This window comes from Halomonas sp. DP8Y7-3, from assembly GCF_019801675.1.
Classification (GTDB): domain Bacteria; phylum Pseudomonadota; class Gammaproteobacteria; order Pseudomonadales; family Halomonadaceae; genus Halomonas; species Halomonas litopenaei_A.
On the sequence record NZ_JAHVIO010000008.1, the window covers coordinates 84,518 to 102,241 of the forward strand.

Here is a 17,724-nt window from a genome sequence, read left to right on the forward strand (position 1 = left end):
TCTTCCCCAACGAGAACGATGGAGTAAGGTTAGGGAGAACCGTGAGGATGAGGAGACGTCCATGGAACACCCGGATCACCCGTTCAGTGAATTGTTCGAACAGCTGGGACTGGCATCGGAACCCGAGGCGATCAAGCGCTTCATCGACCGCAACGCGCCAATCCCCGAGGATGTCGAGCTACCGGATGCCGCCTGCTGGAACGAAGGCCAAGCCGAGTTCCTGCGCGAAGCCATCGAGGCGGACGCGGACTGGGCCGAGGTCGTCGATCACCTGAATGCGTCGCTGCGCAAACCGTGACGCTCATCACCCCCGGCATTCGGCCTTGGTAGTGGCCAACGGGACAGCGATGGCGGTCATGGAACCGCCATCATCTGTCATTCATCCCACAGGCACTGCTCCCGCAGAAGGGGCATGCCTGGGTGGTACTATCCCCTTCAACGAACTTGACTCGGCGCCCCTGTGAGCATGCTTTCTCCGGATATCGAAGCACGACTTGAAACTGCACAGCGACTGCCGTCGCTCCCCTCCGTCGTGGGTGAACTGCTGACATTGGCCAACGATCATGACGCCCCACTGACAGATTTTGTCGAGCTCGTCGCCAAGGACCCGGCCCTGTGCCTGCAGCTGCTCAAGCTGGCCAATTGCCCGTACTACCGCCGGGGCGGCAAACCGCTGAGCTGTCATGCCGACGCCGTGGCGCGACTGGGTATCGATGGCACCCTGACCGCCCTGCTCGGCTTCACGCTGGTTCGTGACGCCGTCCGCGGCCCCTTGAAGGACTACTGGCGCCAGACCCTGGCAACGACCCATCTGACCCGAGCCATTGCCACAGTGCTGCGGCCGGAACATGTCACGGAACTGACCACCCAGGCACTGCTTCAGGACATCGGGGTGCTGGTCCTGCACGGGGTCGATCCTGACTATTTTGCGCTGATCGCCGAGGCCGACGACAAGGGCCAGCGCCAGTCCATCGAGCGCACGGCATTGGGCTGCACCCGCGAGCAGGCTTCACGCTGGCTGGTCGAACGCTGGCAGCTGCCCCACGCCGTGCTGGCAAGGCTCGAGGAAGATGTCGATAACGAGATGACGACCCATTGGCTGGACGTCTGCTGCCTGCGCCTGGCCAATGACCTATCCCGTCATTGCCTGGCAGGCGATAGCGCGGCGATCGATGCCAGTCTGCACCGGTTCAGGCTGACCACGGGCCTGGCCGATGAGACGCAGCTGGTGCTGACCCGACAGCTCGACGACGCCATGGGCACCCTCCCCGGCTTCCTGGCCGCACTGTTGTCACCAGAAGAGGACATTGAACGCCTGCTGCTCGCCGGGAAACAGCAGCTGCATGGACTGACGCTCCACCTGGTCGAACAGCTGCATCATCGTGAAACCCAGCTGACCGCGCTCAAGCGTGACAACGAGGCCCTGGACGTAAAGGCGACCACGGATGCGCTGACGGGACTTGCCAACCGAGCCGCCCTGGAGCAACGCCTCGGCACCATGCTGCATGAAGCCTACTCCACGAATCGTCCACTGTCGCTTCTGTTTATCGATCTTGACCACTTCAAGCAGCTGAATGACCAGTATGGCCACCGCATCGGCGATATCGTGCTGGTCAACGTAGCCGCCACGCTGCGCGATGCCGTCAGGGCCAACGACCTTGCCGCGCGCTACGGTGGCGAAGAGTTCGTGATCGCCCTCGCGGGCACGCCAGCGTCCGGCGCACTTGAGGTCGCACGACGCATCGAGCAATGGCTGGCTCGACAACCGATGGCCAGCGTGGAACAGCGGCCGCTGCAGGTCACCGCATCGATCGGCGTCGCGCAGTGGCTACCCGAGATGCCGCGCACCGATGCAGCGGCTCTGATCGCCGCAGCCGACAAGCAGATGTACGGTGCCAAGGCGTCAGGGCGCGCCCGCATCCAGCACGACAGCGAGGCCAGCGACCAGGGGGTCGAGGAGCAGATCTGACGTCACAGGCGAGCCTCGACACGCTCGAGGATCTGGGCGCTGACCTTGCTGACCAGCGGCTTGGCGGCTCGGTTGACCGCCTTCTCGAGAAGGCGATTGCGTATCCGATAATCGATGGTCAGGCTGACCCGGGTGCCCTCTTCCACGCGCTCAAGGTCATAACGCCCCTCATTGCTGACCCCATCGACCGATTGCCACGCCAGCCGGTACGGTGCCGACTTCTCGGTCACCTGAACATCGAAGGTCCAGTCCATCGCCACCGCGTGAACGTGCCAGCGGTAACGATCATCTCCCAAGGCTTCGATCGAGGTGATCAGGTCGGAGTAATCGGCGAAGTCCTCGACGTTCTCGAGCAGGGCGAACACCCGCTCCGGTGGCGCGGCGAGAACAGCGCTATGTTCAATGGTGGCCATGGCAGCATCCTGAGCCAGAAAGTCCCGGCGCCCGCTCGATCCGTGGCGCCACTTGAGCCCGAGGCTTTGTCCGAAAAGTCGACGAGCGAAGGTTAGACAAGGCAAAAATCGGTGAGAAAGCGCAGTTTACGAGGTGTAAATGAGCATTTTAAGTTGATTTTTAACGCCGTATCACCAAGCGCAGGCACTTTTCGTACAAGCCCCAGCATCAGGGTTGTACGTCTTCCTGTAAAGGTACGGCACCCTGGCGAGCAGCGGGAAGATCCCTCAGCAGCAGCCCAAAGCCAAGTGCCTCCTGGCTGCGCGCCGCAGCGCTCAATGACTCGCCCTCCAACGCCAGGCGCACGCGGTGCCCGTCGCCAGGCGCCACCTCCAGGGGACGACCGCTGGACGACATCATTGCCTTTAGGGTAAAGCGCCGATTGCCGGTCGGCAGCATCAACTCCACCCCATCCCCGACTTCGAAGCGGTTCTTGACGGCAACCTCGAGCCACCCTTCACGCTCCATGCCCAGCACCTCTCCCACAAACTGCTGGTGCACGCCAATCGAGTGCCCGCGCTCGTAGTTCTGATACTCGTCGTGTACGTGACGGCGGTAGAAGCCTTCTGTATAGCCGCGATTGGCGAGGTTCTCGAGCTCATCCATCAGTCGCCTGTCGAACGGCCGTCCCGCCACGGCATCGTCGATGGCACGACGATAGACCTGGGCGGTGCGGGCAACGTAATAGGGAGACTTGGTGCGTCCTTCGATCTTCAGCGAGCTGACGCCCATCTCGACTAGCCTTGCCACGTGCTGCACCGCTCGCAAGTCCTTGGAATTCATGATGTAGCTGCCGTGCTCGTCCTCATGGACCGGCATCAGCTCCCCCGAGCGCTGCGGGTCCTCGATCAACACCGACGGCTGAGCGCTGGTGGATACCAGGTCGCCACAGTCATCCGTGGTGGCCGCGTGAGTCTGGTACTGCCAGCGGCAGGCATTGGTGCAGGTCCCCTGGTTGGGGTCTCGACGATTGAAGTAACCGGACAACAGGCAGCGACCTGAGTAGGCGATGCACAGCGCCCCGTGAACAAAGGTCTCGATGTCGAGACTCGGACACTCGGCGCGAATCTCGGCGATTTCCTCGAGGGACAGCTCCCGTGACAGGATGATCCGGGATATCCCCTGGGCCTGCCAGAACCGGGCCGCCGCGTGGTTGACCACGTTAGCCTGCACCGACAGGTGAATGGGCTGTTCGGGCCAGCGCTCCCGCACCATCATGATCAGGCCTGGATCGGACATGATCAGCGCGTCGGGTGACGCCTCGACAATCGGCGCCATGTCATCGAGGTAGGTTCGCAGCTTGGCGTTATGCGGGGCGATGTTGGATGCCACGTAAAAGCGTTTGCCCCGGCTGCGGGCGTGTTCGATACCACGCAGCAGATTATCCAAGCCAAAGTCGTTGTTGCGCACCCGCAGCGAATAGCGGGGCTGGCCCGCGTAGACCGCATCCGCACCGTAGGCAAAGGCGAAGCGCATATGGCGATAGGTGCCGGCCGGGGACAGCAGTTCAGGGGCATGCATGGTGGCGATTCTCGTCAGGGGTAATGGTCAAGGCAACACGGCGGAGCGTATGTCTAGCCAAGACTGGCTGGACATCCTGCTTCCTTCTAAAGCTCAGACACCACAGCGCAGACGCCGCAGCTTAGACATCACAGCTCAGACACCGCAGTGCGGGCCCGGCAGCATGCCATGCCAGGGAACGTGCGATATTGACGAGGCGCAAATGATCGGCATCAAAGGTGCCTGGCCTTGTTCCCCACCTTTCGGTACCCTATGCGGCGCCACAGGCAGGTGCTGGCGAGAGAATGCTCCAGCGCCGGCGTGTCTCGCTGACACTTGAGCCGCCAATGCACTTAAGCAACTTAAGCACTTAAACGACTTAAGCCTTTAAGCCACTCAAGTCAGACAGCGACATTGCCCATGGCATCTAGCCGGACCGGACCCCGGCCCCTGGCGACAGCGAGTCGCCTCCCCCAAATTCTCCGACTCGAGATATTCAGCATGAGCCCTACTCCCGCCACCACCGTGGTGATCTACTCCGGTGGCATGGATTCCTATACCGTTCTTCATCGCGCCCTTCGCGAGGGCCTCAAGGTACATGCCCTGTCCTTCGATTATGGGCAGCGTCACGCCCGTGAACTCGAGGTGGCGCGGCAGGTGTGCCAGGAATTGAAGATTCCCCATCAAGTGGTCGACATCACCGCCATCCACGGCTTGATCGACAACTCCGCCTTGACCAATGCGGCCCGCGCCATGCCCGACGGGGACTACGCCGACGACAACCTGAGTGCCACGGTGGTCCCGAACCGCAATATGGTGTTGCTATCACTGGCCATCGCCAAGGCGGTGAATATTGGCGCCAGCCGCGTGGACTACGGGGCTCATGGCGGTGATCACGTGCTCTACCCCGACTGTCGCCCGGAATTCGTGCACAAGATGAACGACGTGGCCGCCATCGCCAACTTCTCCCCGGTGGCCATACACGCGCCCTACCTCGATGCCAGCAAGAGCGACATCCTCGCCGATGGGCTTGCCATGGGCCTGGACTATCGCCACACCTGGACCTGCTACGAGGGACGCCCACTGGCCTGTGGCCGCTGTGGCAGCTGCCGTGAGCGCCTCGCCGCCTTCGCGGCCCAGGGAGTGACGGATCCACTGGCCTATACTGCTGCAGCAGAAGACGCCCAACCGGCGGTTGGAGCCACGCAGGATGTATAGCGTCAAGGAAGCCTTCTATACCTTGCAGGGCGAAGGCGTACAGGCCGGGCGGGCTAGCGTGTTCTGTCGCTTTACTGGCTGCAACCTGTGGTCCGGTCGTGAGCAGGACCGCGCGAGCGCACAATGCCACTTCTGCGATACCGATTTCGTCGGCACGGACGGTCAGAACGGTGGCAAATTTTCCACTGCAGAGGCGCTGACCGCTCACCTCGCCTCACTCTGGCCCCACAGCGATTCCCGAGTCATTCCCTACGTGGTGTTTACCGGAGGGGAGCCCTTGCTGCAGCTCGACACACCGCTGATCGAGGCCATGCACAGGGCGGGCTTCGAGATCGGCGTCGAAACCAACGGCACACTTCCGGCCCCGGAGGGCATCGACTGGCTGTGCGTCAGTCCCAAGGGCGCCGCCCCGCTGGCGCAGCGCCATGGTGACGAGCTGAAGCTGGTCTTTCCCCAGGCCGAGGCGCCGCCGGAGGCCTTTGAAGCGATGCAGTTCGATCACTTTCTGCTGCAGCCAATGGACACCTCGCTGGTCGCCAGCGATGCGCCTGCCACGCCACTGCAAGCCACCGTCGCCCACTGCATGGCTCATCCACGCTGGCGGCTGTCGCTGCAAACCCACAAGATCGCAGGAATCGACTGATGGCACTCTTTGTACGACGACTGACGCACCTCGACGTGTCGCTGTGGTGCCCGGACCGTGGTCTGATCGGGGCCAGCTGGCAAGTGGATGCCACCCTCGACGGTGAATTGGGTGAGGATGGCATGCTGTTTGACTTCGGCGAGGTCAAGCCATGGATCAAGTCACGCCTTGATAGCGGTGCCGACCATACACTGCTGGTGCCTACGCAAGCTCCGGGGGTAGAGGTCAGTGAGTGCCGTGAGGGACTGTGTGTGCGTACCTCATCGCCCTACCCCATGGAAGTCCGCGGCCCACGACAGGCGTTTACCCTGTTGCCCTGGCCACGAATCACCAAGACTGCCATGGCCGAGCATCTGTCGCGCCAACTGCTGCGCCATCCGCCAGAGCGGGTCGAGCACATCGAGCTATGCCTGAGCGATGAGTCAATTGACGGCGCCGCCTATACCTACAGCCACGGCCTCAGGCGCCACGCCGGGAACTGTCAGCGCATTGCCCACGGCCATCGTTCGCGGCTCGAGATCATCCAGCGCGGCAGTCGCCAGCCTGGACTTGAGGAGCACTATGCACGCTGGCTGGATGGCAGCTACCTGGTGGACGAGCATGACTTGGTCTGCGTAGAAGGTGACGCCCTGGTCAGCGCCTATCAGGCACCCCAGGGGCGCTTCCAGCTGCGGCTGCCCCGGGAACGCTGCCGCTGCCTGCCTGGCGCGACCACCGTCGAACGAATCGCCATGTGGCTGGCCGAACACGTTGCACGGGACACGGGTATTGATACCTGGGTGCGCGCCTACGAGGGCGTGGACAAGGGTGCCACCGCCACGGCCAAGGCCCCCCACTGATCATGACGATGAGGTCCACGGACAAGCTGATTGCCGTCGCCGCGGCGGCATCACCAGCGACAGAAGCCCAGGCATCTGACCACCTCGGCTGTCGGCCGGGGTGTGGCGCCTGTTGCATCGCCCCGTCGATCAGCTCGCCGATACCGGGCATGCCTGAGGGAAAACCGGCCGGCGTGCGCTGCGTCCAGCTCGACAGCGATCACCTGTGCAAGCTGTTTGGTTCGCCCGAACGCCCAGCGGTATGCGCACGCTTCGACTTTGATGCCGACCTCTGCGGTACCCATCGCGATGAAGCGCTTGAGCGCATCACGGCTCTGGAGCAGATGACGTGAGCAGCACCCCCTCCGCCACACTACAGGACGACTCACGCCCTGCTCTATGACGACAAGACCCCAACAGGTTAGCCTGTCGGAGTCTTGGCCACTGGGCCCTACTACTGGGGCCCTTGAGACGTTTCGAAAAAAGCGTCACGGCCCTCCAGAACACTAACGCTCGTGATGGGCAGATCAGGCTCCGCTAGTCTGCGATACTCGCCGATCCAGCAAGGCGCGCCAGCGAATCAGCACCGGGGCGTCACTCAGCGAGACCTGGGCCAACAGCTGACGGAACTCATCGTGGGCGGCATCATCATTGCCGTCGACGTGGCTCAACCAGAGTTCCAGCGCACAGAGCTGCTGATGCAGGTTGCCGTCGCGCTTGGCCTGCTGTCTCGCCAGCTCGGCCAAGGTGCGCACCGAGTCGAGATCACGGCCGATCTGGCGCCTCACCCGCGCCAACTGAATGGCCAGCTCCGGAACGAACAGGGTCGCGCGTTCTCTGGCCAGCAGCAGGCACTGGTCGAGATAGTCCTCGGCCTGTTCCAGTTCCCCCATGGCCAGGCAGGCGTCCACATACCAGAAGTTGGGACGCTGGCAAGGATCTCGCCCAGTGATCTCGGCCAGTTCCTCGTGGGCGGCCTGAAGCTGTTGCAAGCCGTCACGGCTGCCCGCCAGCGCACGCTGCCAGCCAACCACCGCCCGCGAGGACACCTGCCACAGATGCAGATCGGAGCTTCCGGTCAACTCGAACGCGCGCTGCGCGCGATGGGCGGCCTCGTGCACATGGCCCAGCTGGCGGTACAAGGCGGCGGCGTACATCAATGCCATCGCCAGGCTACCAGGGTGATGAATCTCTTCCGCCAGTCGGATCGCCGATTCCACGTGTCGCTCAGCCCGCTGATAGTCACCCCTCAGGCACAGCGTCCAGCCCTGGAAGCAGGCCGCCGCCACCTGAGGATGATCGGAGAACGGCAGCCACTCGATCATCATCGGGTTATTGAGTGGATCCAGTTCCTCGAGGTGGTCATAGGCCTGACGAATGCGCCCCGCCCAATACTCGCAATTAGCGCCGGCGTAGTCTGCCAGCCGTTGATAGCGGGGATCCTCCAGCCGCACCGCCAGATCGTTCAGACGTGACGCCAGCAGGAAGGCATCGGCATGGGCGTTGCGCTGACTGCAGCCCACCCATAGCCCCCACTTGACCAGGAAGGCCTGCTCGAGATCGTCCTCGTCCTCAAGATCCGTGGTGCACTCGGTCAGAAGCTCCCTGGCCTTGACGAAACTCTCGTGGGCAGTGGGAGAACCGTGTCCCTCCAGTGCAAAGGCGGCTTGACCTCGGACCGTCAGCAGGCTGATTTCTCGCTCGGCCTGTCGTTCAACCTGACGCAGGCTCGCGAGTCCCGCATCGGCCATTTTCAGTGCCGTGCGATTGGCGCTGACCTTGAGGGCCTCTCGTGCCGCCAGTTCAAAGTAGCGAGCACCCCGCGCGTAATGTCCGCTGCGCCGCAAGTGCATCGCGAAATCGCCGGGGTGGCGGCTGATCCACATCGGGAAGCGTTCTTCGATCAACTGCACGACGCGGCGATGCATGTCGACTCGCACATCCCGGGGACAGGATAGATAGGCGGCTTCGTGGAGCAGCTGATGGGTAAACTGATACTGCTTTGCGCCCGCTTCACCGTCAGCGATCTCGATGATCTCCAGCCGGCGCATTTCCTCCAGCGCCTTGCCCAGACGATCGGGCTCCCAACCGCTGCATTCGGCCAGAAAGTCGAAACGGAAGTTACGCCCCAGCACGGCGGCCACGTGGGCAACTTCACGATCCACGTCCAGCTGATCAATCCGGCTGGTCAGAAGACCCAGCAATCCGTGGGGAAGCTCATCAAGCTGAACGCTACGGCCTTCACGTCGATCCATATCGAGGCGGCGACAGATCTCCTGCAGGTACAGCGGCACCCCATCACAGCGCTCGATGATCTGACCTCGCAAGCGCGGTGACAGGTGCAGCCGATAACGTCGAGCCAGCTGAGTCAGCAGCCGCGACGACTGCATCGCATCAAGACGGCCCAGCGTGATCTGCTGGTCCCAATGCAGGCGAGTCGGGAGTGACTCACGTCCATGATGACTGGCGATCAACAGCAGCGGGCAGTTGATCGGAAGGCGGGCCTGCAGTCCGGCCAGCACCTTGAAGGAGGGCTCGTCGACCCATTGCAGGTCATCGATCATCAGGACCAGCGGCCGATCCTGCGACAGCTCAAGCACCAGGCCGTGCAACAGGGAGACGACGGCTTCCACCGCCTCGCTGCTCTTGGCCAGCAAGGTGCTCTCCTGGGCATCCCGGATGCCCATGGCCTCTTCCAGCCATTGCCGGTCGTTGTCGTCAAGTTCACCCAGCCCCAGGCGCTCGACCAGTCCGCTTAACCCCTCGGCATCGAGCTCACCCCCTAGGTGCCAGCGCAGCAGCTGACGCGCCACTCCATAGGGTTCCTGAACCGACATGCGGGTATTTGGTTGCCAGCAGATCGTCGCGTCACGGCTCTGCTCCAGGTGACGGAAACCTACCAGCAGGGCCGACTTTCCGAGACCGGATGGCCCTTTGACCAGCACGCTCTGGCGCAGGCCAATGCCTGCCCTCGCCAGGGCATCACGCAACATGCGCAGCGCATTCTCACGGCCCACCAGGCTGGGTGGCATGGCGTCGCGCCCGCCTTCGTTGCTGCCCAGCACCAGCGCCCGCAGGCGCACCCGGCCATCGCTGGCGACCAACCGAGAAAACAACCGAGGCTGGAGGTCCAGTGCAGGAGGCATGTGCTGACTGGCCTCCTGGGAGATGACCAGCTCGCTGCCCTCGGCGGCACTCATCAAATTCAGTGCCCCCTGGGTCACCTGGCCAAGCGGATCTACCAGATGACGTGCTGGAAGGTATACCACTTGGCCACTGTTCAACCCGGCGGCCAGCTCGATGGTCGGTACACTGCCCTCGCCCGTCCAATGGCGCTGGCATTCTTCATCCAGCAGCCGACGGCAGTGCTCGTACAGCGCAACCAGTTCAGCCAGCTGGTGGGCCGGGCCATGGGTACCGAAACAGGCAAGCCCCAGGCCGCCGGTCGCACCGGGCAGCCAGAACCCACCCAGGTGATGACATTGCTTTTCCAGCCAACGCATCAGCTCGATCTGCAGCGCCAGGCAGGCACGGGTCTCCGCGCGGCTGCCCATGTCGCCTTGCAGGCTCAGGCGGATTGCCATGACGGACAGCTGACGATGCTCGACTTCGTCTTCACTGAGAGGTGGACTGTCCACCGACAAGGTGCGTGAGAACGCTCCCTTGGGCGACAGCGAACCACTATCGGCCTGGCTGTCTGACCAATAGGCGGCCAGCTGCAGGAAGCCGGGGTCAGGCTGCTGGCCGGACAGCGCCAGCAGCTGCAGGAAGCTGTTGTACTGCTCGTGAGCGGCCGCCATCTGACCCTGCTCGGCCAGCTGGCGAACCAGTCGCTCGTGAAACGGTGCGTAGCCTGAGAAACGGCTGACCAGATCCTGCAGCAGTTGATCAGGCGCTTCGCCCTCCTGGTCCAGCACGTCTTCAGCAAAGCGGATGACGCGCTGACGCCACTCGTTACGCACCTGAATCAGCCAGCGCTGAAAGTCAGGACAGGCAGGTAGCTGCAGCTCTTCGACAAGATCTCCGCGATACAGCTCAAGAATCGTCTTGAGGGTGTCGATATCGCGCTTGCCCTCGAGCAAACGCTGCAAGCCATGTACATCGAAGCCCCACTGGGACGGCAGCTGGAAGGCAATGGTCTGGCGCGACACGGTCAGCACCTTGTCGGCCTCATCCCCCAGAGACTGTCTCAGGCAGTGCAGTGCATGACGCAGATTGGTCCTGCCTGATGACAGGCCCTGATCGGGCCACAGCAGTTCTGCCAGTGTGGCGCGGTTGACCGGCTGCTGATGCAGCAGCAGATACACCAGTAATGCCTTGACCTTGTCGTAGCTGAATTGAACGAGGACATCGTCTCCCAGGCTCAGGGAAAAGTGCCCGAAGAGTGCCAGGTGATCCTGGTCGATTATCTGGGAAGCATCGTGTTGGGCGTCCCGCATGATGGTGTCCCTGCGTGGCGATGCACTCGGCGTCAGGCCGGTACACCGCTGTGAAAACGAAAGGCGACGTCCGGGGTCGTCACTAGTTGCTCTTCGCGGGCCTTGAACTCCGCAATACGCGTTTCTATCGGCGCGTCGGTCAGCTGGCGGGCCAGACTGATGTAATCCTCGAAGTGACGTCCCTCCGACTTAACCAGACCTCGGTAGAACTTGGCAAGCTCCTCATCAAGATGCGGAATCAGTCGTGCGAACCGTTCACAGCTGCGCGCTTCGATCAAGGCACCCACGATCAGTATATCTACAAGCCTATCAGGCTCATCTTTTCTGACCAGTTCTCTGAGCCCCTCAGCGTAGCGCGAAGCACTGAGGTGACGATATTCAATGCCTCTCGTCTTCATGATCTTGACCACCTGCTCGAAGTGCAGGAGTTCCTCCCGCGCCAGCTGCGACATCTTGGTCAGCAGCTCGGTGTGATCGACATAACGGTACATCAGGCTCATGGCGGTCGAGGCCGCCTTCTTCTCGCATTGAGCGTGATCGATCAACAGCAGGGTTTCGTTATCGAGGGCCCATTGAACCCATGATGCAGGCGTCTCACAGGGCAGAAACTCGAGAAGTTCGACAGGCAAGGAGGCGTCATGCTCGGTGCTGACAGGACTGTTCATGCAGAAAACATCCAGTAGTGGGCAGGTCAGCGACCTGCCTGGGAATCGCGCTGACGACGGGAAGCGGCGGCGCCATTCAAGGCGTCGCTCAGCACTGCGTACAACTCGGCCGCCGACGCAGGCGCGCCGGGGCGCGGACTGAGGCCATAGGCGTCGAGCACGCCAATGCGCTCTCGACCGACGCGTAACAGCTCGACGGCGCGGGACAACGCCGGCTGTGACGCGCGAAAACGGATGCGATGTCGACGCATCTGCTGCTCGAGCCGGGCTTCATCGAATACGTCGATCAGCACCGACGCTTGCTGCTGGCGCAAGGCATCGAGTTCGTTCATGCGCCGCTGACGTTCCTCTGCGGGCATGGCAAACCAGTCGCGAATTTCGTCGCGATGGCGCTGACAGCCTCGACAAACGTCATCCCCCAGCGTGGTGGAACATAGCCCGACGCAAGGAGACAGCACTGCTCCCGTCATTGATGCACCGCCCGTTCCCGTCTCTTGAATCGGCGACATGGTAACGCCTGCACCGCCGAGACACACCCCTGAACTGGCTCGGCGATGCCCTCGGCGACCAAAGTTCAAAGGCCGTTATGGGGGGCTCGCTTAACATTGTCGACAGTTTATTCTAGAATCCCGGCCACCGTTGACAGCGTGTCCCTCACGCTCGGCTCAGTCCGCCGGAGCGTGACCACCATAAACCAATGAGGGCCCCCACGTGCTTGAAGCCTATCGCCAACATGTCGAAGAGCGTGCCCAGGAAGGCATCCCTGCCAAGCCGCTGAATGCCGAGCAGGTCGCCGAACTGGTCGAACTGCTGAAGGCGCCGCCTGCCGGCGAAGAAGAAGCGGTCCTCGATCTGCTGACCAATCGCGTGCCTCCCGGCGTCGATGAAGCGGCCTACGTCAAGGCTGGCTTCCTCACCGCCATTACCAAGGGCGAGGCAACGTCTCCGCTCATCGACAAGGTCCATGCGGTCAAGCTGCTGGGCACCATGCAAGGCGGCTATAACATCGCCACCCTGGTGGAACTGCTCGACAACCCAGAGCTGGCCAAGGAAGCGGGTGAGCAGCTCAAGCACACTCTGCTGATGTTCGATGCCTTCCACGACGTCGCTGACCGCGCCAAGGCCGGCAACGACGTCGCCAAGGACGTCATGCAGTCCTGGGCCGATGCCGAGTGGTTCCTGTCCAAGCCCGCCCTGGCCGACAAGATCACCCTGGCAGTGTTCAAGGTACCCGGCGAGACCAACACCGACGACCTGTCGCCGGCTCCGGACGCCTGGTCACGCCCGGACATTCCGCTGCACGCCAATGCCATGCTCAAGAACGAGCGTGAAGGCATCGAGCCGGAAGTCCCCGGTACCAAAGGCCCGATGGCCCAGATCGAAGCGGTCAAGGCCAAGGGCTTCCCGGTCGCTTACGTCGGCGATGTCGTCGGTACCGGCTCCTCGCGCAAGTCCGCCACCAACTCCGTGCTGTGGTTCTTTGGTGACGACATTCCCAACGTGCCCAACAAGCGCGCTGGTGGCTTCTGCTTCGGCGGCAAGATTGCTCCCATCTTCTTCAACACCATGGAAGATGCCGGCGCCCTGCCCGTCGAAATGGACGTCTCCAAGATGGAGATGGGTGATGTCATCGACGTCTACCCCTATGAAGGCAAGGTCTGCCGTCACGACACCGACGAAGTCATCTCCACCTTCGAGCTGAAGACCCAGGTGATTCTCGACGAAGTGCGCGCCGGCGGCCGTATTCCGCTGATCATTGGTCGCGGACTCACCGACAACGCGCGCAAGGCGCTGGGCCTGGATCAGTCGGACGTCTTCCGCCTGCCCGAGCAGCCCAAGGACACCGGCAAGGGCTTCACCCTGGCCCAGAAGATGGTCGGCAAGGCCTGCGGCATGGACGGCGTGCGTCCGGGCATGTACTGCGAGCCGAAGATGACCACCGTTGGCTCCCAGGACACCACCGGGCCGATGACCCGTGACGAGCTCAAGGACCTGGCCTGCCTCGGCTTCCAGGCCGACCTGGTGATGCAGTCATTCTGTCACACCAGTGCCTATCCCAAGCCGGTGGACGTGGAAACTCACCACACCCTGCCCGACTTCATCATGAACCGTGGCGGCGTCTCCCTGCGTCCCGGCGACGGCATCATCCACTCCTGGTTGAACCGCATGCTGCTGCCGGACACTGTCGGCACCGGCGGCGACTCCCACACCCGTTTCCCGATGGGCATCTCGTTCCCCGCGGGTTCTGGTCTGGTCGCCTTTGCCGCCGCCACCGGCGTCATGCCGCTGGACATGCCGGAGTCGATTCTGGTTCGCTTCAAGGGCAAGCGCCAGCCCGGCGTGACCCTGCGTGATCTGGTCCACGCGATCCCTTACTACGCGATCCAGCAGGGCCTGCTGACCGTCGAGAAGTCCGGCAAGAAGAACGCCTTCTCTGGCCGCGTGCTGGAAATCGAAGGCCTCGAGGAACTTACCGTCGAGCAGGCCTTCGAGCTGTCCGACGCCAGTGCCGAGCGCTCCGCTGCAGGCTGCACCATCACCCTGTCCGAGGATTCGGTCAGCGAGTACCTGAAGTCGAACATCACTCTGCTCAAGTGGATGATTGCCAACGGCTACGGCGACAAGCGCACCATCGAGCGCCGCATCCTGGCCATGGAAGAGTGGCTGGCCAACCCGAGCCTGATGCGCGCCGACGCCGACGCCGAGTACGCCGAGGTCATCGAGATCGACCTGGAGCAGCTCAAGGAGCCGGTGCTGTGTGCCCCCAACGACCCGGACGATGCGCGCCTGCTGTCCGAAGTGGCTGGCCAGAGCATCGATGAAGTGTTCATCGGTTCGTGCATGACCAACATTGGTCACTTCCGTGCCGCCGGCAAGCTGCTCGAGAAACAGCCCGCAGGCAGCCTCAAGACCAAGCTGTGGCTCGCTCCGCCGACCAAGATGGATCAGCACCAGCTGACCGAGGAAGGCTACTACGGCATCTATGGCCGCGCTGGCGCCCGTATGGAAATGCCCGGCTGCTCGCTGTGCATGGGTAACCAGGCGCGTGTTGCCGCCAAGAGCACGGTGGTGTCCACCTCCACCCGTAACTTCCCCAACCGCCTGGGCGACGGCGCCGACGTCTTCCTGGCCTCCGCCGAACTGGCGGCGGTGGCGGCGGTGGAAGGCCGCTTGCCGAGCGTCGACGAGTACCGTCGCTACATGGGTGAGTTCGATGCCATGGCGGGTGAAATCTACCGCTACATGAACTTCCATGAAATCGAGGAATATCAGAAAGCCGCCTCGAACGTGATTCCGGTCGCCCAGGAGGCCTGAGTCACGCTCTGATCAGGCACGCCGCCTGTCAGTAATGAAGCGCCCGGACGTCATCGTCCGGGCGCTTTTTTGTTGGACGCCTTGCGGGTGCCATGATGCCACGCCGTGCCCCGGGGCTGGATAACCCCCGCATCTATGGCATCATGCGATGAACAGCAACGGAGATGCCCCCATGAGCCAGATTGTCACCCCAGATATCTGTGATGCCTTTCCTGAAGTGGCCGTATGTGACCCGATCTTCGTCAACTACGGCGGTCAAGAAGCGTTTGCCGGCCCGGTTCGCACGGTCAAGTGCTTCGAGGACAACTCCCTGGTCAAGCAGGCGGTCGCCGAACCTGGCGACGGCGCGGTGCTGGTCGTGGATGCCGGCGGCTCGACCCGCTGCGCGATGCTCGGCGACATGCTGGCAGAACAGGCGGCAGGCAATGGCTGGGCCGGGGTCATCATGTACGGCTGCGTGCGCGACGTAGACATCCTTGCCGAGACGGATCTAGGCATTCAGGCGCTTGGCGCCCACCCACGCAAGAGCGAGAAGCGTGGTGAAGGGCAGCGCGATGTGCCGGTCACCTTCGCTGGGGTCAGCTTTACCCCGGGCCAATGGGTCTACGTCGACAACAACGGCATCCTGGTGGCCGAAGAGCGTCTCGCTCTGGAGTGAGGTGTTCCGCGATCGGCGCGACGCTTCCCCCTACCGCGGCTGCCCAGCCTCCTGTGACACATCCAGGGCTGTGGTCCAGCACTATCGACCATAGCCTCGGCACGCCACACATGCACCGTCCAACGGCAGACGACCCTCAATGACGCTTGCCCGGGATGTTTTTACCAGCCTGAGCGACCACCTGCGCCCGCTGCTGGCCTACCATCTGCTGTTCACCCTGTTCGCCTCTGCCCTGCTGTTGCCCACACTGGGTTGGCTGCTGGCCATCTGGCTGGAACAGGTCGGTCGACCACTGGTGACCACTGCCGACGCCGTCGAGCTGTTGCTGTCGCCTCTGGGCTTCACCTGGGTCTTTGCCTTTGCCGCCGGCCTGCTGACGCTGCTGTACCTGCAGCAGGCCGGCATGATGCTGGTGGCGGTCGAACGCCAGGGCTCCCATGCGCGTCAGGCACTGGTGGCGCTATGGCAGAGCCTGCATCGGCTGCCGGCACTGGCCACACTGGCGTGCCTGCAGGTGGCCGTTCACTTGAGCGGCGTGGCCATCCTGCTGGCCTGTGCCCACCTGGTGCATGACAGTCTGCTCAGCGGCCTGGACGCCTATTACGTCCGTCACGTGCGACCACCGGCTTTCTGGCTCTATCTTTCTACCTTGCTACCGATGGTAGGACTGTGGCTGGCGCTTGCAGGCAGGCTGTACATTCGCTGGTGGCTTGCCTTGCCAAGCCTCGTGCTGGAGGGCCTCAAGCCCTTTGCCGCATTGCGTCGCAGCCACGCTCTGACGGTCGAACGCCAAGGCGGCCTGGCACTGGTCATCTTCAGCATGCTGACCATCCTGCTGGCCCTGCCTTCTGCGGTCTCACTGGTATTCAGTGCCTGGGTCGGCCCCCTGATCGCCAATCTGCCGGATATCGGCGCAGTGGTCATACCGACCATGCTGGCGGTGGTGACCTCGGCCACGCTGCTGACCCTGGGCGTCGCCTTTGCCATCATCGTCGTCAATGCGTTGCTGGCGACCTGTCTTTACCTGCGGCGTGCCCATCGCCTGCCCCGCCCCGCCCCACCTCCTGCCGACGCCCATCCGGGTCGCTGGGCATGGGGTATCGAGGTGGGCATCGTGCTGTTTGCCCTGTCTCAGGCGTGGTTGATGGTCGAGCGACAGGATATCCGCGAACAGGTCGACGTGATCGCCCACCGGGGCGCCTCCATGGTCGCGCCGGAAAACTCCATGTCGGCGATTCGTCGCGCCATGGACGACGGCGCTGATGTGATCGAGATTGATGTCAGGCTGGCCGGCGACGGCACCGTGGTACTGAGTCACGATGCCACCCTGCTGCGCCTGGCCGGTGATGACCGACGCATCGGCGAGCTCGACTGGAGCGAGCTTGCCAGGCTGGACATCGGCGCGAGCTTCGCGCATGCCTTTGCCGGAGAGCCCCTGGCCAGGCTCGACCGAGTCCTGGAGGAGGTGCGCGGACGCGCTAGGCTGTTGATAGAGCTCAAGCCTGAGCGGGGCCAGGAAGAGGCGCTGATCGAGGCTGTGCTAGGCGACCTGCAGCGGGAGCGGCAGCAGCGGCTGGCATGTCGTCACGATGCCACGGACAAGCTCGACCGGCTCGTCTGCGGCGACCCGCAGCTGCTGCAGACCACCTGGCTGGCATCGCTGTCCTATCGCCAGGTTCAGCGCATCAATCAGCTTGCGCCCGATGCACGCAGCCTGCTGCTGGCGGAGTGGGCATTGCCCGGAAGCCTGCCCTATCGCCATTTCAATGGGCTCGGGCTGCGCCATACGCAGATTGACGACGACCAGCTGCGCCGGGCTCACGTGAGCGACAAGCCGCTGTACGCCTGGACCGTCAATGACCCAGCGCGCATGGCTCGCCTGATCGACCTCGGGGTCGACGGTATCATTACCGACCGACCCGACCTGCTGACGGCGCTGCTGCGCGAGCGCCAGGCCATGAGCGACGCGGAACTGATGCTGACCAAGCTACGCCACTGGCTGGAGAGCTGAGCTCCGGCGGCGGAGACATGGCACAGCCAGCCAGA

At 63.1% G+C, this 17,724-nt stretch carries 14 protein-coding genes; 9 read left to right on the forward strand and 5 right to left on the reverse strand.

Going from position 1 to position 17,724, the window contains the following annotated elements:
- Positions 1–61 precede the first annotated feature (61 nt).
- Together KUV86_RS09485 and KUV86_RS09490 are read left to right on the forward strand one after the other, a co-directional pair.
- Positions 62–298: a DUF2789 domain-containing protein gene (locus tag KUV86_RS09485; RefSeq protein WP_206938244.1), complete on the forward strand. Its 237-nt coding sequence runs from the start codon at positions 62–64 to the stop codon at positions 296–298.
- Between the two features lie 168 nt (positions 299–466).
- Complete coding sequence (locus tag KUV86_RS09490; RefSeq protein WP_261397603.1) at positions 467–1,969, forward strand: GGDEF domain-containing protein; 1,503 nt, start codon at positions 467–469, stop codon at positions 1,967–1,969.
- A gap of 2 nt (positions 1,970–1,971) precedes the next feature.
- Here the strand turns inward: KUV86_RS09490 and KUV86_RS09495 are convergent, their stop codons facing one another.
- Together KUV86_RS09495 and yegQ are read right to left on the reverse strand one after the other, a co-directional pair.
- On the reverse strand, positions 1,972–2,382 hold the full coding sequence (locus tag KUV86_RS09495) for an SRPBCC family protein (RefSeq protein WP_222484614.1): 411 nt from the start codon (positions 2,380–2,382) through the stop codon (positions 1,972–1,974).
- A gap of 208 nt (positions 2,383–2,590) precedes the next feature.
- A complete protein-coding gene (gene yegQ, locus KUV86_RS09500) occupies positions 2,591–3,943 on the reverse strand; it encodes a tRNA 5-hydroxyuridine modification protein YegQ (protein ID WP_222484615.1) in 1,353 nt (450 codons plus the stop codon).
- A gap of 480 nt (positions 3,944–4,423) precedes the next feature.
- Here yegQ and queC point away from each other — a divergent pair, with 480 nt between their 5' ends.
- From queC to KUV86_RS09520, 4 genes are read left to right on the forward strand one after another with little or no spacing between them, the layout of a single operon-like run.
- Positions 4,424–5,140: a 7-cyano-7-deazaguanine synthase QueC gene (queC, locus tag KUV86_RS09505; protein WP_222484617.1), complete on the forward strand. Its 717-nt coding sequence runs from the start codon at positions 4,424–4,426 to the stop codon at positions 5,138–5,140.
- Positions 5,133–5,783 carry a 7-carboxy-7-deazaguanine synthase gene (gene queE / locus KUV86_RS09510; RefSeq protein WP_222163176.1) on the forward strand — a complete coding sequence of 217 codons (651 nt, stop codon included), beginning with the start codon at positions 5,133–5,135 and terminating at the stop codon, positions 5,781–5,783. Before queC ends, queE begins: the two co-directional genes overlap by 8 nt.
- Complete coding sequence (locus KUV86_RS09515; protein ID WP_222484619.1) at positions 5,783–6,622, forward strand: 6-carboxytetrahydropterin synthase; 840 nt, start codon at positions 5,783–5,785, stop codon at positions 6,620–6,622. The genes queE and KUV86_RS09515 overlap by 1 nt, the downstream gene beginning before the upstream one ends.
- A gap of 29 nt (positions 6,623–6,651) precedes the next feature.
- Positions 6,652–6,954: a YkgJ family cysteine cluster protein gene (locus KUV86_RS09520; RefSeq protein ID WP_315900980.1), complete on the forward strand. Its 303-nt coding sequence runs from the start codon at positions 6,652–6,654 to the stop codon at positions 6,952–6,954.
- Between the two features lie 174 nt (positions 6,955–7,128).
- Here the strand turns inward: KUV86_RS09520 and KUV86_RS09525 are convergent, their stop codons facing one another.
- Genes KUV86_RS09525 through KUV86_RS09535 form a run of 3 tightly spaced genes read right to left on the reverse strand, consistent with a single transcriptional unit; the run spans position 7,129 to position 12,214 of the window.
- Entirely contained in the window at positions 7,129–11,040 is a 3,912-nt protein-coding gene (locus KUV86_RS09525; RefSeq protein ID WP_206938206.1) for an AAA family ATPase, read from the reverse strand.
- Between the two features lie 32 nt (positions 11,041–11,072).
- The gene (locus KUV86_RS09530; RefSeq protein WP_222163172.1) at positions 11,073–11,705 is read right to left on the reverse strand and encodes a tRNA-(ms[2]io[6]A)-hydroxylase; all 633 of its coding nucleotides are present in this window, start codon (positions 11,703–11,705) and stop codon (positions 11,073–11,075) included.
- A 26-nt stretch (positions 11,706–11,731) separates the two neighbouring features.
- Positions 11,732–12,214, reverse strand: a complete 483-nt coding sequence (locus KUV86_RS09535) for a DUF1289 domain-containing protein (RefSeq protein ID WP_261397598.1) — start codon at positions 12,212–12,214, stop codon at positions 11,732–11,734.
- Positions 12,215–12,416: 202 nt separating this feature from the next.
- Between KUV86_RS09535 and acnB the strand changes: the two genes are divergently transcribed.
- From acnB to KUV86_RS09550, 3 genes are all read left to right on the forward strand, one after another.
- A complete protein-coding gene (acnB, locus tag KUV86_RS09540; RefSeq protein ID WP_206938202.1) occupies positions 12,417–15,020 on the forward strand; it encodes a bifunctional aconitate hydratase 2/2-methylisocitrate dehydratase in 2,604 nt (867 codons plus the stop codon).
- Positions 15,021–15,192: 172 nt separating this feature from the next.
- Positions 15,193–15,678 carry a ribonuclease E activity regulator RraA gene (rraA, locus tag KUV86_RS09545; protein ID WP_222484621.1) on the forward strand — a complete coding sequence of 162 codons (486 nt, stop codon included), beginning with the start codon at positions 15,193–15,195 and terminating at the stop codon, positions 15,676–15,678.
- A gap of 139 nt (positions 15,679–15,817) precedes the next feature.
- Complete coding sequence (locus tag KUV86_RS09550) at positions 15,818–17,689, forward strand: glycerophosphodiester phosphodiesterase family protein (protein ID WP_222484622.1); 1,872 nt, start codon at positions 15,818–15,820, stop codon at positions 17,687–17,689.
- Positions 17,690–17,724: the final 35 nt, after the last annotated feature.